A 22,404-nucleotide genomic window follows, 5' to 3' on the forward strand; every position below is an offset into this window, starting at 1 on the left:
CCTGCTTAGCGGAGAGACTAGAAAAATGGCAAAAGTAATCGGTATCGATCTCGGCACCACCAACTCCTGCATCGCCATCATGGACGGCAAGGAGCCGAAGGTGATCGAGAATGCGGAAGGCGCGCGCACGACGCCTTCCATCGTCGCCATCTCGGGCGACGGCGAACGTCTCGTCGGCCAGCCGGCCAAGCGCCAGGCGGTCACCAATCCTGAAAACACCATCTTCGCGGTCAAGCGCCTGATCGGCCGCCGCTATGACGATCCGGTGACGGAAAAGGACAAGAAGCTTGTCCCCTACAAGATCGTCAAGGGCGACAATGGCGATGCCTGGGTCGAGGCCGGCGGCAAGAAGCAGTCGCCCAGCCAGATCTCGGCCATGATCCTGCAGAAGATGAAGGAAACGGCGGAAGCCTATCTCGGCGAGAAGGTCGAGAAGGCGGTCATCACCGTTCCGGCCTATTTCAATGACGCCCAGCGCCAGGCGACCAAGGACGCCGGCAAGATCGCCGGCCTCGAAGTGCTGCGCATCATCAACGAGCCGACCGCGGCTGCCCTCGCCTACGGCCTCGACAAGAAGGACGGCAAGACCATCGCCGTCTATGACCTTGGCGGCGGCACGTTCGACATTTCGGTGCTCGAGATCGGTGACGGCGTGTTCGAGGTGAAGTCGACCAATGGCGACACCTTCCTCGGCGGCGAGGATTTCGACATGCGCCTCGTCGAGTATCTGGCGGCCGAGTTCAAGAAGGAACAGGGCATCGACCTGAAGAACGACAAGCTTGCCTTGCAGCGCCTCAAGGAGGCTGCCGAGAAGGCCAAGATCGAGCTGTCGTCGACGACGCAGACCGAGATCAACCTGCCGTTCATCACCGCCGACGCCACCGGGCCCAAGCACCTGACGCTGAAGCTGACGCGCGCCAAGTTCGAAAGCCTGGTCGAAGACCTCGTCCAGCGCACCATCGATCCGTGCAAGGCGGCGCTCAAGGATGCCGGCCTGAAGGCTGGCGAGATCGACGAAGTGGTGCTGGTCGGCGGCATGACCCGCATGCCCAAGATCCAGGAGATCGTGAAGCAGTTCTTCGGCAAGGAGCCGCACAAGGGCGTCAACCCCGATGAGGTCGTCGCACTCGGCGCCGCCATCCAGGCCGGCGTGCTGCAGGGCGATGTCAAGGACGTGCTGCTGCTCGACGTGACCCCGCTGTCGCTCGGCATCGAGACGCTGGGCGGCGTGTTCACCCGGCTTATCGAGCGCAACACGACGATTCCAACGAAGAAGAGCCAGGTGTTCTCGACGGCTGAGGATTCGCAGTCGGCCGTGACCATCCGGGTCTTCCAGGGCGAGCGCGAAATGGCCGCCGACAACAAGGCGCTCGGCCAGTTCGACCTGGTCGGCATTCCGCCGGCCCCGCGCGGCGTGCCGCAGATCGAGGTCACCTTCGACATCGACGCCAACGGTATCGTCAATGTTTCGGCCAAGGACAAGGGCACCGGCAAGGAGCACCAAATCCGCATCCAGGCCTCGGGTGGCCTTTCGGACGCCGACATCGAGAAGATGGTGAAGGATGCCGAAGCCAATGCCGACGCCGACAAGAAGCGGCGCGCGCTGGTCGAGGCCCGCAACCAGGCCGAGGCGCTGGTGCATTCCTCGGAGAAGTCGCTGAAGGAATATGGCGACAAGGTCTCGGAAGCCGACCGCACGGCGATATCGGACGCGATCGCGGCGCTGAAGACCGCTACCGAGGGTGACGACGCAGCGGAAATCGAAGCCAAGAGCCAAGCGCTCGCGGAGGCTTCGATGAAGCTCGGCCAGGCCATGTACGAGGCCTCGCAGAAGGAAGCGGCGGAAGCCGACGCCAAAGCGGACGCCGCCAAGGACTCGGATGTGGTCGATGCCGATTTCGAGGAAATCGACGAGGACGACGACAAGAAGAAGTCGGCCTGAACCGGCTGACGGCAAGATAAAGCGGAAAGCCCGGCGCAAAGCCGGGCTTTTTTGCAACCCTGGCAGAAAAAGTGCGGAAAAAATCGTCGAAAAGCACGAACAGCTCCGCGCCGGCCCTAGCATCCGGGCTGCGCCGATCCTAAATCGTGGCAACGTGCCGGCAAACGACGCAACACTGCATGAAGACGTTGAGCATCCGGACAGCGGGAAAAAATGAAAGCTGATTTCTACGAAACGCTGGGCGTGCACAAGGGTGCCGACGACAAGGAACTGAAGAGCGCTTTCCGCAAGCTCGCCATGCAGTTCCACCCCGACCGCAATCCGGGCGACCATGCCTGCGAGCACAAATTCAAGGAAATCAACGAAGCCTACGAGACGCTGAAGGATCCGCAGAAGCGCGCGGCCTATGACCGTTTCGGTCACGCGGCCTTCGAGCAGGGCGGCATGAACGGCGGCGCACACGGCTTCGGCGCCGGCGGCTTCGCCGACATTTTCGAGGACATTTTCGGCGACATGATGGGTGGCCGCCAGCGCCGCTCTTCCGGCGGCCGCGAGCGCGGCGCCGACCTGCGCTACAACATGGAAATCTCACTGGAAGAGGCCTTTGCCGGCAAGACCGCGCAGATCCGCGTGCCGGCCTCGATCTCCTGTTCGGAATGTTCGGGAACCGGCGCCAAGCCCGGAACCCAGCCGGTCACGTGCTCGATGTGCAACGGCCACGGCAAGGTGCGCGCCACGCAAGGCTTCTTCTCCATCGAGCGCACCTGCCCGCAATGCCAGGGCCGCGGCCAGACGATCAAGGATCCGTGCCCGAAATGCGCCGGCCAGGGCCGCGTCACCGAGGAGCGGTCGCTGTCGGTCAACATCCCAGCCGGCATCGAGGACGGCACCCGCATCCGGCTTGCCAATGAGGGCGAAGCCGGCTTGCGCGGCGGGCCGTCGGGCGACCTCTACATCTTCCTCGCGGTCAAGCCGCACGAATTCTTCCAGCGCGACGGCGCCGACCTCTACTGCAAGGTGCCGATCTCGATGACGACTGCCGCCCTTGGCGGCTCGTTCGAGGTGACGACGCTGGACGGAACGCAGACCAAGGTGAGGGTGCCGGAAGGCACCCAGAACGGACGCCAGTTCCGCCTCAAGGGCAAGGGCATGCCGGTGCTGCGCCAGCCCAATGTCGGCGACCTCTACATCCAGACGGCGGTCGAGACGCCGCAGAACCTGTCGCGCCGCCAACGCGAGCTGCTGGAGGAATTCGAACAGCTCTCCTCACAGGACAATTCCCCCCAGTCGAGCGGCTTTTTCGCCCGCATGAAGGACTTTTTCGAGTCGTTCGGCGAGCGTTGATCGACGGCCTGTGCGCGTGTGGCTTGCCTTGCCGGTGTCGGCGCTGCGCCTCACCTGCCGGGCGGCCAACACGCGCCGTGAAGACCGCAGTAGGCGCGCATTTTTAGACGCGACGAAAACTATCTTATCCACGACATAGGCATGACCCTGCCTTGCCTTGGGCGGCTTAGGTGTTAAGTAGCTCTCAGGGGAGCGCTGAGGAGAGCTTGCATGACACGTGGTCCGGGACTGCGGAAGGCGCTTGCCGAAAAGTTCGACGACGAGCTGAAGTTCTTCAAGGGCTGGATCGACAAGCCGAAGACGGTCGGCTCGATCGTGCCGACCAGCTCCATCACCGCTCGCAAGATGGCTTCGATCGTCGACCCGAAGTCCGGCCTGCCCGTGCTCGAGGTCGGCCCCGGCACCGGCGTCATCACCCGCGCCATACTGGCCCAGGGCGTGAAGCCTGAAAACCTCTACGCGGTCGAATATTCCACCGATTTCGTGCGCCATCTGCGCCGGCTCTATCCCGGCGTCAACGTCATCGAGGGCGACGCCTTCGATCTCAACGCCACGCTTGGCGACAAGAGCGGGATGATGTTCGATTCGGTGGTCTCGGGCGTGCCGCTGCTCAACTTCCCGGTCGCCCAGCGCATCGCCTATATCGAAAGCCTGCTTGACCGCATTCCGGCCGGCCGGCCGATCGTGCAGCTGACCTACGGCCCGATGTCGCCGATCCCGCCCGGCCGCGGCGACTATACGGTCAAGCATTTCGACTTCATCATTCGCAACATCCCGCCGACGCAGCTGTGGATCTACCGGCGCGAGGCGCATTAGGGATTGCGAAGCCGACCGCGAATGTCTTCGAAAGTCGTCATCCTGCGGCTTGTCCCGAGGATCTGCCGCATAGCGGTATCAGATGCGGTGGGCATTGGGACGAAAATGTCTGACTTGGATGCGTTGGCAGATCCTCGGGGCAAGCCCGGGGATGACGCTTTGCCTGATCTGCATTGATTTGAGCGGGCTCTGGCTGTACCTGTCCGGGAACAAGGTTGGCCAATGGCAGTGATCCCAAAAATCCTCGTCTTTGCCGGCTCGGTCCGGGCCGGGGCCTTCAGTGGCAGGACCGCCGACGTGGCGCAGAAGGAACTTGCGGTGCAAGGCGCCGAGGTCACTCGCATCTCGCTTGGCGACTATCCCTTGCCGATCATGGATGAGGATCTGGAGAAGGAAAAAGGCGTCCCCGAAAACGCCCTGAAACTTGCCCGGATGATCATTGCCCATGACGGGCTGCTGATCGCCACGCCCGAATATAACGGCTCCATTCCGCCGCTGCTCAAGAACACGATCGACTGGGTGAGCCGGGTGCGCAAGGATGGCGGCCGTGCGGTGAGGCCGTTTGCCGGCAAGGTCGCCGGCCTCAGTTCGTCTTCCAGCGGACACTTCGCCGGGATACGCTGCATCAACCATCTGCGCGCCGTGCTGGTGCGTTGCCAGATGGAGGTGGTGACGCCGGAATGCTCGGTGCCGGAAGGCGGCAACGCCTTCGACGAGGACGGGCGTTTCAAGGACGAACGACTGCACCGAACCATGGAGCACCTATGCCGCACGCTGATCGAAACCTCGCGCATGCTGTCGACCCGGGTCGAGCCGTGATCGCCAACGCCATGCAGACCGACACAATGCGCGAAAGGCTGATCGTCGGCCTCGACGTGCCGAGCTTGAAAGAGGCCGAGAAGGCGGTCTGCGAACTCGACGGCGTCGTCTCCTTCTACAAGATCGGCTACCAGCTCGCCTTCGCCGGCGGGCTCGATTTCGCAAAGGAGCTCGCCAGCGGGGGCAAGAAGATCTTTCTCGACATGAAGCTGCTCGACATCGACAACACGGTGGCCAAGGGGGTCGAGAACATCGTCAAGATGGGCATGACTATGCTGACGCTGCATGCCTATCCAAAGACGATGCGGGCGGCGGTGGAGGCGGCGAGAGGCAGCGAGCTTTGCCTGCTTGCCGTCACCGTGCTGACCTCGATGGACGAACAGGACGTGATCGACGCGGGCTATGAATACGACCCGCACACGCTGGTGCTGCGGCGCGCGGAACAGGCGCTGCATGCAGGCATGGGCGGCATCGTCTGCTCGGCCGCGGAAACAGAGGCGGTGCGCCGCATCGTCGGGCCCGACATGGCGGTGGTGACGCCAGGCATACGCCCCGCCGGCAGCGACCATGGCGACCAGAAGCGCGTGATGACGCCGGCGGATGCCATCCGCAGCGGCTCCAGCCATCTGGTCGTCGGGCGCCCGATCGTCGCCGCGGCGGACAGACGCGCGGCGGCTGAAGCCATCCTCGACGAAATGCGCTCGGCATAATTTCCAACGAACGGCTTCGGAGAAGAAGGATGCCCAAGGGATACTGGATCGCCCGCGTCGATGTGCGCGACGCGGAAGGCTACAAGGATTATGTCGCCGCCGCCAAGCCGGCCTTCGAGCGCTTCGGCGCGAAATTCCTGGCGCGCGGCGGCGAGCATGAGAAGGCAGAAGGGGCCGGCCGCGCGCGCAACGTCGTCATCGAGTTCGAGACGCTTGCCGCCGCGCATGACTGCTACCATTCACCTGAATACCAGCGCGCCGCCGCCATTCGCCAGAAGGTCGCCGACGGCGAGATCGTGCTGGTCGAGGGCGTCTGAGGCTATCCCGGCCGGCATCAGTGCCGGCCGCGGCCTTTGCACGAGTCCTGAGGTTCACATCCCGCAGCCTGGCCCAGCAGGCGGCGCCCCGACCGGTTGTCTTTGAGTGACAACCGGCACAGTCGTTCGACAACGGCCACGACATGGCTGACGCATAATCCCTTTAGCAATCGCGTCCGAACAGCCCTTACACGGGGTAATTTTGATGCCGGCCGATCGCGGGTTGACATGCAGGTATTTACCTGCATATTATGGCTTCACATCAGAGTGAACCCAATGGACGCGGACAAGGTTTTCAAGGCGCTGGGCGACCCGACGCGCAGAAGGCTGCTTGATCTTCTGTGCGAGAAGAACGGGCAGACGCTGGGCCAGCTTTGCGAACATCTCGATATGGCCAGGCAATCCGCCACCCAACACATCGACCTGCTGGAGGCGGCCAATCTGGTGAGCACGGTCAAACGCGGCCGCGAGAAGCTGCATTTCATCAATCCCGTGCCGCTGCACGAGGTCTACGAGCGCTGGGTGCGCAAATTCGAACGCCAGCGGCTCAGCCTGCTGCACGACCTGAAACAGGAACTCGAAGGAGAAGACAAATGACCGCAGAGGCGACCAGCTTTGTCTACGTGACCTACATCCGCTCGACGCCGCAAAAAGTGTTCGAGGCCATAACCAGGCCCGACATCGCACGGCGTTACTGGGGCCACGAGAACGTCTCGGACTGGAAGGCGGGATCGAAATGGGAACATATCCGCGCCAATGACGAGCGCACCGTCGAACTGGTCGGCAAGGTCGTCGAGATCTCGCCGCCGACCCGTCTCGTGATGACCTGGGCAAACGCTTCGCAGGCCGACGATGCGTCGAAATACAGCCGGGTGACGTTCGCCATCGAGGAATACGACACGATGGTGCGGCTGACCGTCAGCCATGACGAGCTCGAAGCCGGCAGCGGCATGGCGAAGGGCGTCAGCCAGGGATGGCCGGCGGTGCTGTCCAGCATGAAATCCTTCCTGGAGACCGGCAGTGGCATCGACATTTTCGCCAAGCCGAAATCGGCCTGACCAGCAAATCCGACTGTGGGAAAACGATAATGACCAAACGCTACACCGGCGGATGCGCCTGCGGTGCGATCCGCTATGAAACGAGCAGCGAACCCATCTTCGAGAACCACTGCCAATGCCACGAATGCCAGAAGCGAAGCGGCACGGGTCACAGCTCCTATCTGACCTTCCCCCGGCGAGCCGATGTGACGATAACGGGCGAAGCGAACACCTGGCGGGTGGCTGGCGACAGCGGCAACGAAAAGATCCACGCCTTCTGCCCGACCTGTGGAACGCCGGTCTACCTGACGCAAGTCGCGATGCCGGACCTGATAGCGGTCCACGCGACCAGCCTCGACGATCCCGGCCAGTTCAATCCGCAGGTGGTCACATATGCCATCCGCGGCCATGCCTGGGACATGATCGACCCATCGTTGCAGACCTTCGAGCGAATGCCGCAGGGATAATTCCGCCGGACGTCCATTTTCGCCGAGTAAGCTTGGATTTGCCGTCGCGCCGCTTAGAGCAGTTCACCGTTTCACGGGAAGCGGCGAGCCGCTCTATCTCTTTGTTTTTGCGCAATTCCCAAGGGAAAGCGCTACGCGCTTTTGCGGGGAAAACCGCACACACTTTTGTTGGATTGCTCTAGGCGCGACGATTCGGCCCGATTAGCCGGCTGGCGGCGGTTTCGGCCATGGCGTCGGCGAGCTCCAGGTTCCATTGCGACCGGCAATAGGCGCGGAAATCGAAGCAGGGTAGGCCGGGGCAGACTTCGAATTCTATGAGGTGAACGGTGTCGTCGGGCTCGATGCGGAGATCGATGGAGAACACGTCGCGCAGGCCGAGCCCGCTCATCAGCCGTTCGGCGATCGCGCGGACTTTTGCATCGGCGACCGGCTGGCTTTCGGCGACCGCAAGCAGCAGCGGCTCAGCGTATTTCCCTGCTGTCCTCGCCGCCTCGCCGGTCTCGCCGTAAAGCGCCAGGCTGTCCTCCATGGTCTGGAAATCGCCGCCGGACTCGACGAAGGCGACGCCGAGCGCTTCGACGCCGGTGTCCGGCGTCAGACCCAGGAAACTGGCGCGCGCGTTGCGGCCGGCGACATAGGGCTGGACGACGACGTCGTCGCGATAGGCGGCGAAAACACGCCGGCTAAGCTCCAGCGCGTGGCCGAGATCGCCGCAGCGCGACTCCGGCCAGATGCCGATCTTGGCGCCGAGCCGGTTCGGCTTGACGAACCAGCCGGCGGCGAAAACCGGCGGCTCGACCAGCCATTGTCCGTTGCGCGCCAGGCCGGCCCGCGGCACAGGCAGGCCGAGCGCGCCGAGCACGGCGCCGGAGCGAAACTTGTCCTGGCAGAGCGCGAACAGCGAATCCTCGGCGCCGATCGCCTTCAGGCCGTTCAGCCTGGCAAGCGCAGGCGCCGCGCCGCCCCGGAAATAGGCGATGCCGTCGGTCAGCGTCCAGACCAGCGTGGCCGCCGGGTCGGCCTTGGCGAGCATATCGGCGGCATCGTCCAGCTCCACCGCCGCGAAGCCGAGATCGCGCCGTTTGAAGGCAGAAGCGAGGGCGTCGAACTCATGCGCGAGATCGGTCGATTGCGCCAGGTAAGAAGCGATTTCGGCGGCACGCTCCGGCGGGTGGCCATCGGCGAGGAGCCGCTCGAGGCAGGCCTTTTCCGGCTCGTGGACGAGGATCAGCCTTAGGCTGGACATGACATGATTCCCAATGGTGCAATTCCACACCATCGCATGGCGAAGACGCCAGGCTTTCGCGAAACCGACGCGGGCCGGACGCCTGCGTGACAGCCGGCTGAATGATCCCGTCAGACGCGGTGCATCGGGTACCGAGACTCAAGTCGGGCCGAGCCGAAAAGGCCGGCGTCACCTGAATATAGAGATGCCCTAGGCGATCAGCACGCGCGGCTCGAACCGGCCATTGACCTCGATGTCGAGGAGGAAGGTCATGCCTGCCTGCGGGTCAAGCTGACGCTGCTTCTCGTCCTTGCCGTGCCAGGCCGAGGTGACCGCCAGCCGGCTGGCGTTCTTGCCGACAAAGGCCGGGCAGGAAGGCTGCGTCACCGGCATGGCGATCGTGCGCACCAGCTTGCCGTCGGGCGCATAGCCCTTGACCACCTTGCCGCCCCAGACGGCATTCCACAGGATGCCGTCGCGGTCGAGCACGGAGCCGTCGACGAAGCCCTTGGCCGACCGGTGATCAACGAACAGCTTCGGCTCGCCCTCCGGTAGGCCGGTCGCCGGATCGCAGGCAACACGCATCAACAGGCCGGTCGAGGTGTCGGTGTAATAAGCGAGCGCGCCGTCCGCGGAAAAACAGATCGAGTTCGACACGGTGATGTCGGAGAACAGCTTGCGCAATTCGCCCTTGAAGAACCAGTAGATCGCGCCGGCGCGCTTCTCCTCGCTTTTGCCCATCGTGCCGGTCCACAGGGCGCCGCAGGGATGGACGCGGGAATCGTTGGAACGGGTGACCGGATTGTCGGCCTCGACAGGTGTGTGCAGCGTCATCCTGCCGGTGGCGACGTCGCGGACAAAAAGCCCGGTTTCGGTGGCGATCAGCTGGCGCTTGTCGTCGATGATGGCGATAGCGCTGGCCATCCGGCCAAGCTCGTGCACCTGGGTCGCGCTGCCGGAGAGGCGCTTTTCCAGGAGATGGCCCTTGACGATGTCGAACCAGTAGAGCGTGTCGGTGGCGGGGTCGTAGCTCGGCCCCTCGCCGAGCTGGCAGACATGGTCGGAAAAAACCGAAACAATCGCTTCGCTCATCCTGCGTCTCCGCCGAACACCGCGTCCCAGGCCGTCACCGCCGCCTGGGCCCGCGCGGCCACGTCTTCGACGCTCATGCCCGGCTTGAACAGGCTGGAACCAAGCCCGAAAACCGTGACGCCGGCCGCCTTGTAGCCGGCAAAGTCCTTCTCCGAGACGCCGCCGACCGCGCCGACCAATGTCGAAGCCGGCAGCACCGCGCGGATGGCGGAAATACCGGATGCGCCGAGCACGCTTGCCGGGAAGAATTTCAGCGCCGAGGCGCCGAGCCGGATCGCCAGGAAGGCCTCCGTGGGCGTGAACACGCCGGGCATGGTGATCATGCCGTATTGCATGGCGCGTTCCATCACCTCGGCATCGATATTGGGACTGACCAGCAGCCGGCCGCCGGCTTCGTGCAAGCCATCGACATCGGCCGGCGTCAGCACCGTGCCGGCGCCGACCAGCGCGGCCGGCGGCAGCGCCTTGAGGATGGCGGCGATGGACGCGAACGGATCGGGTGAATTGAGCGGCACCTCGATCGCCTCGATGCCGGCATCGAAGACCGCCTGGCCGATCGCCACCGCCTCGGCAGGCTTGAGGCCGCGCAGGATGGCGACCAGCCCGCGCTTGAGCTTCGGGAACGCAGCGGTCTGGTTCATCAGGCAACTCCGGTTCTGGCGATCATGCCGTTTTCGCGCGCCGCCTCGACCAGGCCGGCACGCACCGCCTCATCCGCGTCGACGGTCCGCACGCCAAGCCCGGCAAGGCCGAGCGCCTGCCGATAAAGCGCCGCAAGCGCGCCGGAGGCAATCAGCACCACCGATGTGGCGCCCGCGGCCTGGCGGCGCCTCGCCGAGGCGATCTCGCCGCCGATCAGCAGGCCCGACAGGCAGGCCGCGGCATCGTCGGCCTTCATGTCCTGGAGCAGACCGGCGGCGCGGATCGAGAACAGTTTTGCGGTGACGTCGCCACCTTCGGTCAACGCCGCACCACACCAGCGGCGGAAGAAAGGGTTCTGCGGGTCGACCGGCTTGGGATGCTCGCCGAGCGAATGGCGCAGGATCGAATGCGCGGCCAGCACCGAGAACAGCTCGCCGGTCGGCCATGTGCCGAAGCCGGCAACGGCGCCGTCCTCAACCAGAACCCATTTCGAATGGGTGCCCGGCATGCAGACGATTTCACGCCCCTTTGCCGGCAAACCGGCGCCGGCAAGCTGTGTCTCCTCGCCGCGCATGACGTCTGGCGCATCGGCCAGGCGTTGGGCAAGGCCGGGCACGATACGAATGTCGCGGCTCTCCCCCGGGATGCGGGCCGCGCCGGCCAGGATGGCGCCGATCGGCGCCGGCACGGTGACATAGGGCGCTTCGAGCCAGCCCTGGCGCGAGCCTGCCATGCCGCAGATGATGACGGGCAGCGTTTCCGGCGCGCCCATGGCGGCGAGATGACCCTCGAGAACCCGGGAAAAGCCCTTCTCGCGCGCGGTGATCAGTCCGTCGTCGCCGCGACGCTCGGCAAGCACCTTGCCGCCGCCGTCGATCAGCCAGGCACGAAGCCGGGTCGTGCCCCAATCGAGCGCCGCGACCGCCGGCACATTGCCGACAAATCGGGGGCCGGCAAACCCGGGGCTCACAGGAAACCTCCGTCGACGATCAGCATTTGCGCGGTCAGCATGCGCGAGGCGTCCGAGGCCAGGAACAGCACGGTGCCGACCAAATCGTCCGGCCGCATGACGTCCTTGATGCACTGCTTGGCGACATGAGAGGCAAGCGCCTGCTCCGTCACCCAGCGTTCCTGCTGCCGTTCCGTGATGACCCAGCCGGGCGCGACGGCGTTGACGCGGATACGGTCGGGCCCGAGCTTGCCGGCCAAACCCTTGGTGAGGCCGAGTATGCCCGCCTTGGCGGCGGTGTAGGCCGGCATGTCGGGGTGGTTGATCAGGTAGGAGGTCGAGGTGAAATTGATGATCGAGCCGCCGCCGGCCCGCTTCATGCCCGGCGCCACCGCCTGCGCGGTGAAGAAATGCGGTCTGAGGTTGATCGCCTGGTTGTTGTCCCAAAACTCCACCGTCACGTCTTCGACGGCGTGGCGTTCGTCCCAGGCGGCATTGTTGACCAGCACGGTGACGTCGCCATGCGCTTCGGCCGCCTTCGCGGCAGACGCCCGGAGCGCTTCGATGTCGCGCAGATCGGACTTGAGGTAGAGCGGCCGGCGGCCGAGCTCTTTCTCGATGCGGTCGGCAAGCGCGGTGCTGGGCTTGTCGGCGATGTCGATGAAGGCGACCTTGGCGCCCTGGCGCATGAAACCCTCGGTCAATGCCGCGCCAATGCCGGAGCCGCCGCCGGTGATCAGCACCGAAGCGCCTTCGAGGTCGGCAAAACGTGCCGATGGCATCATGGTTTTCGTCTCCCGGGTTGACCGGCGCGCATCCTAGCCAGACCGATCCGGCGGGCAAGGGCGAAAAGACGGATTTTGAGGCTTATGTCTGACAAAAAGCCTGGAGACCGCGCGCAGGCACGGCACGGCCTCGATCGAACGGGCCAATCGCCCGTTCAGACCGCCTTGGCGCGCAGGGCGCCGCGGAAGGAATCGCGGAGATAGCCGAGCGTGGCGTCGGCATCGGCCGGCTTGCCGAACAGATAGCCCTGCCCACCGGCGCAGCCGAACTGGACGAGCCGGTCGGCCTGCGCCTCTTCCTCGATGCCTTCGGCGACGACATCCATGCCGAGCCCTTCGCACATTGCGAGAATGGCGCGGATGATGTGCTCCGACGGGCGGTCATCGAGAATGGAGGAGACGAAGGCGCGGTCGATCTTCAACTTGTCGAAATGGAATTCGCGTAGCCGCCCGAGCGAGGACTGGCCGGTGCCGAAATCGTCAAGCGAGACGCGGATGCCGACGCGGCGCAGGTCCTCGACGATCTGCGCGGCCGAGGCCGGATCGTTCATCAGGCCGGTCTCGGTAATCTCGATCTCCAGCCGGCGCGGATCGAAGCCGGTGCGATCGAGGATCGCCAATATGTGCAGGCCGGTGTTCTGGTCGACGAGCTGCGAGGGCGACAGGTTGAACGACAGGAACAGGTCCTTCGGCCAGCTTCTCGCCGCCTCGGTCGCCTTGCGCAGCACCAGCTGCGACAGCGGGCCGATGATGCCGCGCTCCTCGGCGATCGGAATGAAGACGGTCGGCGGCACCGAGCCGAGGTCGCGGTCGGTCCAGCGCGCCAGCGTCTCGAAGCCGATGGTGCGGCGCGTGGTGAGGTCGACGATCGGCTGGAAATGCGGCTCCACCTCGCCGGCCGAGACGGCGCGGCGCAACGCCTGCTCGATGCGGGTGACGCGTTTGGCCGCCTCTTCCATTTCGCGGGTATAGACGACGACCCGGCCGCGGCCAGACCGCTTGGCATGGTAAAGCGCCGTTTCGGCCTTGTTGATGAGGATCTCGGTGGTTTCGTCGCCGGAATAGAACAGCGAACAGCCGACGGAGGCCGACAGCCTCGCGGTGCGTTCGCCGACATCGTAAGGGGCCGACAGGATTTCGATCAGCATGCGCGACTTTTCGGCCGCCGCCTCCTCGCTGAACACCAGCGGATAGAGGAAGGCGAATTCGTCGGCGCCGATGCGGCAGACGGTGGAATGGCCGTCCATCGAGGCGCGCAGCCGCATCGCCACCTGGATCAGGATGTCGTCGCCAGCCTTGTGGCCGAACAGATCGTTGATCGGCTTGAAGCCATCAAGGTCGAGAATGCCGACGGTGAAGGGCGCGGGATCGTCGGCACGGTCGCTGATCAGGCGATCGACCTTGTCGAAGAAGCGGCGATGGTTGCCAAGCCCGGTCAACGGATCGGTGAATGCCAGATCCGTGCTCTCCCTGTTTGCCTGACCGGTGCCAAACGAAGTTTGCATCGGTGTCCCTGTTTCTCGAAGTCGGAATTTATTTCCGAGACTGGCAGCAAACCCTTTAGGAAACGTATCGGGAAAATCGATTTTTCGCCGCTAGAGCACGCTGCCCTCCGCAAAGCCGCCCGGGCTCAAGGGCGTCGTCGCTCAGGCGGATTCTCAACCGGCGGGGCGAACGCGATAGAGCTCCAGCGGCGTGCCCCGGGTCTCCGCCACCGGTTCCAGCCAATCCGGCACGCTGCCATGCATCAACCCGGCCAGAAAGCCGTCAGGCGCCTTGGTTGCGAGAAGCCTGGTTTCGGGATTGCCGCGGCAGAGCGCGACAATCCCGACGCGATGGTTTGCCACGACGGCTTTCGCGTCAGTGGCCGAGCCCAGCAAGGCATCGAATACGAGCAGGTTTCCGGCGACGTTGCGGTGGTAGGGCCCAGCGAGCGCGCGATGACCGGTAAAGGCCAGGATCGGCGAGCCGAGATTGGAGATGGCCAGCACCGTGGTGTCAGGCATGCGGGCGAGCGCGGCGAACGAGGCCTTGCTGTTGCAAGGTGCATCGATGCCGACATCGGTGACGGCCGCACCGATCTGGAAGGCGCTCGATGCCGCCTCGGCAGCGCTGGACCAAACCGCATTGACCGAGATCAGCCAGGCCGCGGCCATACGGAACACGGAGCCGCCGGACGGGCTGTTTTCGGCGCGCTGCCGCCATTTGGCGATCCAGGCGCAAAGCGGGATCACCGCGAAGGCGATGGAGAAGGTCGAGCCGCGGACCTCCCAGGCACTGACCAGGAAAGCCACCACCAGCAGCGCGCCGACGAGACTGTCCTGCCGCCGCCAGCCGCCCTTGCCGAGGCGCAGCGCCATCAGGACGGTCGCCACCAGCGGCGTCGCGAAGCGCGCCACCGCTCTGGCCGGATCGGCCGCGACGAGCTGGAATATCGATTGCGCTTCGTCGATATGACCGAGCCACATCTGCTGGAGGCGCGGGTCGAGGCCCGCATAGGGGGCAGCCAGGCATTGCGGGAACAGAAACATCACGACAAGGACAAGCACGAATGCCAGCAGGCCGAGCGAGACCAGGCGACGGCCGTACGTCGCATTGGCGGCGCCCCATGAGGCGATGACCGCAAGGCCGGCGCCGGCAAGCGCGGCAACCACGAAGTGCACGGTCGAGAAGGTGTCGCACTGCGCCTGCCCCCATGCCGACGCCGGTATGGTGGTGATGAAAACAAGGGCCGAGACGGCGGTGACGCCCAAGCCAAAATCCCTGGCGATCAGCCTTTCGCCGCCACCGCTGACGAGGAACAGCAGGGCGACGATGGCGCCCAGGGTTCCAGCATAGGGGGCGCTTTCCATGCCGATCGCCAAAGCCAGGGTGGCGCACGCGCCGGCAAACAGGGCGGCTGTCCGGTGGCGAGGTGCTTCAAGCAGCAAAGCCAAGCCGGCCAAGGTCAGCATCAGCTGGACATTGTGGTGATCGAGCGCGCCGGGCGAGAAGATTCCGAGATAATACAAGGCCGCTCCGCCGACCACCGCGGCGGGCAGGACCGCGTGCTCGCCGGCGAAAGCGCGCGCGGCGCGCATGATGGAGAACAGCGCGAGCCAGAATTGCAGGAGAGGCCAAAGCACCTGCACGACCTGCTCGCCCAAAGCGGCACTGCCCGTCAGGGCCGACAGGGCAAGCATGCCGAGCGCCAGCGGGGCGTCGAGCAGCCGCGACCAGTGCATGACGAAGCCACCCTCCAGCCCCATCCTGTACTGGTGCAGGTCGAACCAGCCCTGGCCGGCCAGGAGGTCGCGAACCTCCACCAGTTGCAGCAGGCTGTCATTGTCGCCGGCCGGGTTGGCCAGTTGCGGGAATCCGGCATAGAGATCGAGCGCCAGCAGCAGCAAGGCGGCAAGCAACGCAAACGCTATGTCGGACTTCCAGGTGGAAGCGCCGTTGCTGGCTGTGCTCATCCCATCGCCCCTGGCAGGAATGCCGGGCTTTTTCGGCCAATCGACACTCGTAAAGTCGGCCTTAAACCTAGCCTTAACGGCTTCAATAAATAGTAAAACCGCCTGAACGCGCCTGACTTTCGGCGCGAACCGCGCGTGGCGGCGAGGCACCCGGAGAGGAAAATGCCGCAAGAGCTTCGCTACGAACCCGCCATCGCCGTGCTGCTGCCTTGCTACAACGAGGAATTGACGATCGCCGAGGTGGTGCGGCGCTTCCGCGAGACGCTGCCTTTGGCGACGGTCTATGTCTACGACAACAATTCGCGCGACCTGACCGCGCTCAGGGCCCGCGCCGCCGGCGCCATCGTGGTGCGCGAACCGCGCCAGGGCAAGGGCAATGTGGTGCGGCGCATGTTCGCCGACATCGACGCCGACATTTACCTGATGGCCGACGGCGACGGCACCTATGCGCCGGAAGACGCGCCGCAATTGATCAACACGCTTCTGACCGAGCGCTCCGACATGGCGGTGGGCACCCGGCGCGGCGTCACCGACGATGCCGGCAGGACCGGCCATGCCTTCGGCAACCGCGTCTTCAACAGCCTCTATAAAGGGCTGTTCGGCAGCGATTTCACCGACATCTTCTCGGGCTACCGCGTCTTCACCCGGCGCTTCGTCAAGAGCTTCCCGGCCGTCTCCGGCGGCTTCGAGATCGAGACCGAAATGTCGGTTCATGCTTCGCAGCTCAAATTGCCCGTCAGCGAGATCGCGCTCGATTACGGCAAGCGGCCGGACGGCTCGTCATCGAAGCTTTCGACCTTTCGCGACGGCGCCAGGATCCTGTGGATGTTCGCCATGCTGATGAAGGAAACGCAACCGCTACGTTTCTTCGGCGCCTTCGCCCTGGTCTTCCTGGTGTCGAGCCTGTTCCTGATGGCGCCTGTGCTGGTCGAATTCGCCGAGACCGGGCTGGTGCCGCGCATGCCGACATGGGTGCTGTCGGTCGGCCTGCTCTTGCTATCGATGCTGGCTGGTGTGACTGGGGTGATCCTCGACTCGGTGTCGCGCGGCCGCGCCGAACAGAAGCGCATCTTCTACCTGTCGATGCCTTCGGGCCGCATAGAGCGGCGCGAGCGCGCCAACGAGCCGACTGCCGCGAAGGCCGGCCCAGGCAAGACGCCTCGCGCCGCATGAAGCGGTGAGCCGTCTCGTCCGCTTCGTCTTTGCCGGCGGCATCGGCTTCGTCGCCGACGCGGCCGCCCTCTGGTTGCTGCTTGCGGTCACGCCGCTCGGCCCTTTCAGCGCCCGCATGCTGTCCATCGGCTTTGCACTCTGTGTCACCTGGCAGACAAACCGGCATCTGACCTTCTCGCCGTCGAGCCGCGGCTTGGTGCGGGAAGGCGCGCGCTATGGCAGCGTCGGCATCGCCACCAGCATCGCCAACTATCTGGTCTACTGCGCCATCCTTGTCGTCCTGCCGACAACCCCGCCATTGGCCGCCCTTGCTTTCGCTTCGCTGGCCGCCATGGGGCTGTCCTTTCTCGGCTATTCCAGGCTGGTCTTCGACCGCTAGCGGCGTGGCCCGATTGGCAGAAGGCGCCGGGACCCCTATATCGCTCTCTCATCGACCGTGCTGGGGACCTGCCATGAAGCTGAAAATCGCCGTCCAGATGGACCACATCTCCACCGTGTCGATCGCCGGAGACACTTCGTTCGCGCTGTCGCTGGAGGCGCAGCGGCGCGGCCATCAGCTCTACCACTACACGCCCGACCGGCTGTCGCTGCGCGACGGCAAGGTGTTCGCCCGCATCGAGGAGATGCAGGTACGCGACGAGAAGGGCAGCCACTATTCGCTGGGGGAGAAGGTGCGCACCGACCTGTCGGAGATGGACGTGATCCTGCTGAGACAGGATCCGCCCTTCGACATGAACTACATCACCACCACGCACATACTGGAGCGCATCCACCCCAGGACGCTGGTGGTCAACGACCCGGCCTGGGTGCGCAACAGCCCGGAAAAGATCTTCGTCACCGAGTTTTCCGACCTGATGCCGGAAACGCTGATCACCAAGGATCCCCAGGAGGTCGCCGCCTTCCGCAAGGAATTCGGCGACATCATCGTCAAGCCGCTCTACGGCAATGGCGGAGCGGGCATCTTCCACCTGCTGGAGGCCGACCGCAACCTCGCCTCGCTGCTCGAAATGTTCGGCCAGTTGTTCCGTGAGCCCTACATCGTGCAGCGCTACCTCAAGGACGTGCGCAAGGGCGACAAGCGCATCATCCTGATTGACGGCGAGCCGGTCGGGGCCATCAACCGGGTGCCGGCCGAGCACGATTCCCGCTCCAACATGCATGTCGGCGGCCGCGCCGAGAAGACCGAGCTGACCGAGCGCGAACGCGAGATCTGCGCCCGCATCGGGCCGGCACTGAGGGAACGTGGCTTCATCCTCGTCGGCATCGACGTCATCGGCGACTACATGACCGAGATCAACGTGACCTCGCCGACCGGCGTGCGTGAAGTCAAACGCTTCGGCGGCGCCGATATCGCCAGCCTGTTCTGGGACGCGGTGGAGGCCAAGCGGAAGTAACCGTTTTCATTTCGTATTAACCATGTTCCGTTTTTGCAACCGGAGACAATCGCGCTGCAACTTCAGCGATTGCGCGTTCCTGTAATGTTCTTGATTTAGCCGAGGAATTGTGATTGTCTCCGGGCCAGGCCCTTCGCGGCCTGATTGCAAAAGGCTTGGGGCAAGCCCAGATCCGGGGGCAAAACATGGTGGCGCGGGTTCGCACGGTTGCTTTCCAGGGCATCGAGGCCGTTCCGGTCGACGTGCAGGTTATGATAGCGCCCGGCAAGGTCAACATGCACATCGTCGGCCTGGCCGACAAGGCGGTGGCCGAAAGCCGCGAACGGGTGCAGGCGGCACTCCATGCTTCCGGCCTGTCGATGCCGTCCAAGAAGGTCACGGTCAATCTTGCGCCGGCAGACCTGCCCAAGGAGGGCAGCCATTACGATTTGCCGATCGCGCTCGGCCTGATGGCGGCCCTTGGCGCCATTCCGGGCGACATGCTGGCCGGCTATGTCGTGCTTGGCGAATTGTCGCTCGACGGCACCATCGCGGCGGTCGCCGGCGCCCTGCCGGCGGCGATCGGCGCGAATTCCGAAGGCAAGGGCCTGATCTGCCCCTTCGCCTGCGGCCCGGAAGCCGCCTGGGCCGGGAAGGACTTTGACATACTCGCGCCGCGCAGCCTGATCGCCATCGCCAATCATTTTCGCGGCACGCAGGTGCTGTCGCGCCCCGAAGCCGGTATCCATGCCGCGGCGCGCGACCTGCCCGATCTTGCCGATATCAAGGGCCAGGAAACCGCCAAGCGGGCACTGGAGGTGGCGGCGGCCGGCGGACACAACCTGCTCATGGTCGGCCCGCCCGGATCGGGAAAGTCGATGCTGGCGCAGCGGCTGCCGTCGATCCTGCCGCCGCTGGCGCCGAAGGAATTGCTCGAAGTATCGATGATCGCCTCCGTCGCCGGCGAGCTCGGCGAGGGCAAGCTGACCGACCGGCGGCCGTTCCGCGCGCCGCACCATTCGGCCTCGATGGCGGCGATGGTCGGCGGCGGCATCCGGGCGCGGCCGGGCGAAGTGTCGCTTGCGCACCACGGCGTGCTGTTCCTCGACGAATTTCCCGAATTCACGCCGCAGACGCTCGACGCGTTGCGCCAGCCGCTCGAGACCGGCGACTGCATGATCGCGCGCGCCAACCACCGCGTCACCTATCCGGCGCGCATCCAGCTTGTGGCGGCGATGAACCCGTGCCGCTGCGGCATGGCCGGCGAGCCCGGCTATCGCTGCCTGCGCGGCGAACGCTGCCGCACCGATTACCAGGCGCGCATCTCGGGACCGCTGCTCGACCGCATCGATCTCAGGATCGAGGTGCCGGCGGTCTCGGCCAGCGACCTGATCCGGCCCGACCGGGCGGAGAAGAGCGCCGACGTGGCGCTGCGCGTGGCGCGTGCCCGCACCCTCCAGCGCGAGCGTTTCGAACGGCTCGGCGTCACCAGCGCCACCACAAACGCGCATTGCGCGCCGGCGGTCATCGAGGAGATCGCCATGCCCGACGCATCGGGCCTGTCGCTGCTCAAGGACGCCAGCGAAAAGCTCGCCTTCTCGGCGCGGGCCTATCACCGCGTGCTGAAGGTGGCGAGAACACTGGCCGATCTCGACGCCAGCGAGACCGTCGGCCGCATTCACTTGGCCGAAGCGATCTCCTACCGGATGAGTTCGGAGCGAGTGGCGCAGGCGGCGTAGTTCGCGCTGCTTCGAGAGGAGGGAAGCGGAACGCCTGCCGGCTTCAACTCTCCGGTTCAGGCCGCTCCCTTCGCCTTCAGTTCCAGCCTCCGCGCGTGCAGCACCGGTTCGGTGTAGCCGTTGGGCTGGATGCGGCCTTTGAAGACGAGGTCGCAGGCGGCCTGGAAGGCGACGGAGCCGTCGAAATCGGCGGCCATCGGCCGGTAGAGCGGGTCGCCTTGGTTCTGCTGGTCGACGATATCAGCCATGCGCCTCATCGTTTCCATCACCTGGTCGGCCGTGCAGACGCCATGGTGCAGCCAGTTGGCGATGTGCTGCGAGGAGATGCGCAGCGTGGCGCGGTCCTCCATCAGGCCGACATCGTTGATATCGGGCACTTTCGAGCAGCCGACGCCCTGGTCGATCCAGCGCACGACATAGCCCAGAATGCCTTGCGCATTGTTGTCGAGTTCCGCCTGGATGTCGGCCGGAGACCAGTTGGGCCGCACCGCGACCGGCGCCGACAGGATGTCGTCGAGCTTGGCCTTCGGCCGGCTCTTCAGCGCCGCCTGGACGGCGTGGACATCGACCTTGTGATAGTGGGTGGCGTGCAGCGTCGCCGCGGTCGGCGAAGGCACCCAGGCGGTGTTGGCGCCGGCCCTGGGGTGGGCGATCTTCTCGGTGAGCATCGCCGCCATCAAATCCGGCATCGCCCACATGCCCTTGCCGATCTGGGCATGGCCGGCAAGCCCGCATTCCAGCCCGGTGTCGACATTCCAGGCCTCGTAGGCGGAAATCCAGGCGGCCTGCTTCATGTCGCCCTTGCGGATCATCGGGCCGGCTTCCATCGAGGTGTGGATCTCGTCGCCGGTGCGGTCGAGGAAGCCTGTGTTGATGAACACGACGCGCTCCCTGGCGGCGCGGATCGCCTCCTTGAGGTTGACGGTGGTGCGCCGCTCCTCGTCCATGATGCCCATCTTGACGGTATTCTGGTCCATGCCGAGCAGGGCCTCGACGCGATCGAATATCTCGACGGCGAAGGCGACTTCCTCGGGTCCATGCATCTTGGGCTTCACGGCATACATCGAGCCCGCGCGGGAATTGGCGCGGCGGCCGTTCGGCCCGATATCGTGCAGCGCGATCAGCGCGGTCAGCGCGGTGTCCATGATGCCTTCCGGCACCTCGTTGCCGTCTCGGTCCGTTATCGCCGGATTGGTCATGAGGTGGCCGACATTCCTGACCAGCATCAGCGAGCGGCCGGGCAGCGTCACCGTGCCACCATTGGGCGAGGTATAGGACCGATCGGGGTTGAGCTTGCGGACAAAGGTCCGGCCGCCCTTGGTGATCTCTTCGGCCAGGTCGCCTTTCATCAGGCCGAGCCAGTTGCGGTAGACGACGACCTTGTCCTGCGCATCCACCGCCGCGACCGAATCCTCGCAGTCCTGGATGGTGGTCAGCGCCGATTCCAGGATGATGTCGGCGATGCCGGCCGGATCGGTGCGGCCGATCTGGTTGTCGCGGTCGATCAATATCTCGATATGCAGGCCGTTGCTGACCAGCAGCACGGCTTGCGGGTTGGCGGCATCGCCGCGATAGGCGACGAACTGCCTGACATCGGCAAGGGTGGTCGAGCCGGCGCCGGCGCTGAGCCGCAGCGCGCCATTGGCCAGCGAAAGGCCGTTGACGCCGGCCCATTTGCCCGATGTGAGCGGCACCGACTGGTCGAGAAAGTCCTTGGCCCAGGCGACGACTTTCGCACCGCGCGCGGGGTTGAAGCCCTTGCCCTTCCCGGCGCCGTCCGTCTCGGGAATCGCGTCGGTGCCGTAAAGCGCATCATAGAGCGAGCCCCAGCGGGCATTGGCGGCGTTGAGCGCATAGCGCGCATTCATCACCGGCACCACAAGCTGCGGCCCGGCGACGACGGCGATCTCGGGATCGACCTTTTCGGTCGTCACCGAGAAGGACGGGCCTTCGGGGACGAGATAGCCGATCTCCTTCAGGAAGGTTTTGTAGGCTTCCATGTCGACCGGCGCGCCATTGGCGCGATACCAGTCATCGAGCTTTTCCTGGATAGCGTCGCGCTTTGCCAGCAGTGCCCGGTTCTTCGGCGCGAGGTCGTGGACGATGGCCGAAAAGCCGTTCCAGAATTTGTCCGGATCGATGCCGGTGCCCGGAGCGGCCTCGTTGACAACGAAGTCATGAAGTTCGCGGGCGATCCGCAATCCGGCGATTTCGACGCGATCGGTCATCAGGCTGCTCCAGATGAAAGGCTTTCGCGGGCCTTTGGCATGTTGGGAGTGCAGGGTCAATTCAGCTTAGGGTGAAGGCAAGGCAGGTAGGCGCGGTTTTTAGGCTTGGTGCCGGCGGCGACGCTGCCAATCTCCCCCCAAGTGGGGGAGATGCCCGGCAGGGCAGAGGGGGGCGCGAAGGAATGCCGACCTCGGCAAGTTTCGGTATTTCGTGCAGTCGGTCGACGTCGAGTATGAGCGGGCGCTGCTCCGAGACGCTGGCGGGACAGCGCCCCCCTCTGGCCTGCCGGC

The 22,404-nt window shown here is 65.0% G+C and carries 21 protein-coding genes; 13 read left to right on the forward strand and 8 right to left on the reverse strand.

What is annotated here, in order from left to right; translation table 11 throughout:
- Positions 1-25: 25 nt before the first annotated feature.
- The 9 genes from dnaK to FJ946_RS08085 all read left to right on the forward strand — a co-directional run bounded on the left by dnaK (position 26) and on the right by FJ946_RS08085 (position 7,452).
- A complete protein-coding gene (gene dnaK / locus FJ946_RS08045) occupies positions 26-1,942 on the forward strand; it encodes a molecular chaperone DnaK (protein ID WP_140514198.1) in 1,917 nt (638 codons plus the stop codon).
- A gap of 213 nt (positions 1,943-2,155) precedes the next feature.
- On the forward strand, positions 2,156-3,286 hold the full coding sequence (gene dnaJ / locus FJ946_RS08050; RefSeq protein WP_140563746.1) for a molecular chaperone DnaJ: 1,131 nt from the start codon (positions 2,156-2,158) through the stop codon (positions 3,284-3,286).
- 210 nt (positions 3,287-3,496) lie between these two features.
- Positions 3,497-4,102: a phospholipid N-methyltransferase PmtA gene (pmtA, locus tag FJ946_RS08055; protein ID WP_140563748.1), complete on the forward strand. Its 606-nt coding sequence runs from the start codon at positions 3,497-3,499 to the stop codon at positions 4,100-4,102.
- Between the two features lie 222 nt (positions 4,103-4,324).
- Entirely contained in the window at positions 4,325-4,921 is a 597-nt protein-coding gene (locus FJ946_RS08060) for an NADPH-dependent FMN reductase (RefSeq protein WP_140491631.1), read from the forward strand.
- Positions 4,918-5,631, forward strand: a complete 714-nt coding sequence (gene pyrF / locus FJ946_RS08065) for an orotidine-5'-phosphate decarboxylase (RefSeq protein ID WP_181167606.1) — start codon at positions 4,918-4,920, stop codon at positions 5,629-5,631. The genes FJ946_RS08060 and pyrF overlap by 4 nt, the downstream gene beginning before the upstream one ends.
- 29 nt (positions 5,632-5,660) lie before the next feature.
- Entirely contained in the window at positions 5,661-5,948 is a 288-nt protein-coding gene (locus FJ946_RS08070) for a DUF1330 domain-containing protein (protein ID WP_140491638.1), read from the forward strand.
- 276 nt (positions 5,949-6,224) lie between these two features.
- Positions 6,225-6,545: a helix-turn-helix domain-containing protein gene (locus FJ946_RS08075; RefSeq protein ID WP_140491640.1), complete on the forward strand. Its 321-nt coding sequence runs from the start codon at positions 6,225-6,227 to the stop codon at positions 6,543-6,545.
- Positions 6,542-7,006 (forward strand): SRPBCC family protein, encoded by a 465-nt coding sequence (locus tag FJ946_RS08080; RefSeq protein ID WP_140563750.1) that lies wholly within the window; start codon positions 6,542-6,544, stop codon positions 7,004-7,006. The genes FJ946_RS08075 and FJ946_RS08080 overlap by 4 nt, the downstream gene beginning before the upstream one ends.
- A gap of 29 nt (positions 7,007-7,035) precedes the next feature.
- Entirely contained in the window at positions 7,036-7,452 is a 417-nt protein-coding gene (locus FJ946_RS08085) for a GFA family protein (RefSeq protein ID WP_140563752.1), read from the forward strand.
- Positions 7,453-7,630: 178 nt separating this feature from the next.
- Here FJ946_RS08085 and FJ946_RS08090 read toward each other — a convergent pair whose 3' ends face one another.
- The 7 genes from FJ946_RS08090 to FJ946_RS08120 all read right to left on the reverse strand — a co-directional run bounded on the left by FJ946_RS08090 (position 7,631) and on the right by FJ946_RS08120 (position 15,600).
- Positions 7,631-8,698 (reverse strand): D-alanine:D-lactate ligase-like protein, encoded by a 1,068-nt coding sequence (locus tag FJ946_RS08090; protein ID WP_140563754.1) that lies wholly within the window; start codon positions 8,696-8,698, stop codon positions 7,631-7,633.
- A gap of 189 nt (positions 8,699-8,887) precedes the next feature.
- Positions 8,888-9,769 carry an SMP-30/gluconolactonase/LRE family protein gene (locus FJ946_RS08095; protein ID WP_140563756.1) on the reverse strand — a complete coding sequence of 294 codons (882 nt, stop codon included), beginning with the start codon at positions 9,767-9,769 and terminating at the stop codon, positions 8,888-8,890.
- Positions 9,766-10,410, reverse strand: coding sequence for a 2-dehydro-3-deoxy-6-phosphogalactonate aldolase (locus tag FJ946_RS08100; protein ID WP_140563758.1), 645 nt, complete (start codon positions 10,408-10,410; stop codon positions 9,766-9,768). The genes FJ946_RS08095 and FJ946_RS08100 overlap by 4 nt, the downstream gene beginning before the upstream one ends.
- A complete protein-coding gene (locus FJ946_RS08105; RefSeq protein ID WP_140491651.1) occupies positions 10,410-11,381 on the reverse strand; it encodes a 2-dehydro-3-deoxygalactonokinase in 972 nt (323 codons plus the stop codon). The genes FJ946_RS08100 and FJ946_RS08105 overlap by 1 nt, the downstream gene beginning before the upstream one ends.
- A complete protein-coding gene (locus FJ946_RS08110) occupies positions 11,378-12,145 on the reverse strand; it encodes an SDR family oxidoreductase (protein WP_140491653.1) in 768 nt (255 codons plus the stop codon). Before FJ946_RS08110 ends, FJ946_RS08105 begins: the two co-directional genes overlap by 4 nt.
- 155 nt (positions 12,146-12,300) lie before the next feature.
- A complete protein-coding gene (locus FJ946_RS08115; RefSeq protein ID WP_140554680.1) occupies positions 12,301-13,650 on the reverse strand; it encodes an EAL domain-containing protein in 1,350 nt (449 codons plus the stop codon).
- 153 nt (positions 13,651-13,803) lie between these two features.
- A complete protein-coding gene (locus FJ946_RS08120) occupies positions 13,804-15,600 on the reverse strand; it encodes a GtrA family protein (RefSeq protein WP_140563760.1) in 1,797 nt (598 codons plus the stop codon).
- A 162-nt stretch (positions 15,601-15,762) separates the two neighbouring features.
- Here FJ946_RS08120 and FJ946_RS08125 point away from each other — a divergent pair, with 162 nt between their 5' ends.
- The 4 genes from FJ946_RS08125 (at position 15,763) to FJ946_RS08140 (ending at position 19,885) form a co-directional block, all read left to right on the forward strand.
- Positions 15,763-16,773 carry a glycosyltransferase gene (locus FJ946_RS08125; RefSeq protein ID WP_140563762.1) on the forward strand — a complete coding sequence of 337 codons (1,011 nt, stop codon included), beginning with the start codon at positions 15,763-15,765 and terminating at the stop codon, positions 16,771-16,773.
- Positions 16,774-16,777: 4 nt separating this feature from the next.
- A complete protein-coding gene (locus FJ946_RS08130) occupies positions 16,778-17,152 on the forward strand; it encodes a GtrA family protein (protein ID WP_140563764.1) in 375 nt (124 codons plus the stop codon).
- Positions 17,153-17,225: 73 nt separating this feature from the next.
- Positions 17,226-18,167, forward strand: coding sequence for a glutathione synthase (gene gshB, locus FJ946_RS08135; protein ID WP_140514181.1), 942 nt, complete (start codon positions 17,226-17,228; stop codon positions 18,165-18,167).
- A 185-nt stretch (positions 18,168-18,352) separates the two neighbouring features.
- Complete coding sequence (locus FJ946_RS08140) at positions 18,353-19,885, forward strand: YifB family Mg chelatase-like AAA ATPase (RefSeq protein WP_140491665.1); 1,533 nt, start codon at positions 18,353-18,355, stop codon at positions 19,883-19,885.
- A gap of 56 nt (positions 19,886-19,941) precedes the next feature.
- On the opposite strand, the gene FJ946_RS08145 is transcribed toward FJ946_RS08140, so the two are convergent.
- On the reverse strand, positions 19,942-22,113 hold the full coding sequence (locus FJ946_RS08145; protein ID WP_140563766.1) for a malate synthase G: 2,172 nt from the start codon (positions 22,111-22,113) through the stop codon (positions 19,942-19,944).
- Between the last annotated feature and the right edge of the window lie 291 nt (positions 22,114-22,404).

Origin of the sequence: Mesorhizobium sp. B2-4-7 (assembly GCF_006442685.1) — a bacterium.
GTDB lineage: Bacteria > Pseudomonadota > Alphaproteobacteria > Rhizobiales > Rhizobiaceae > Mesorhizobium.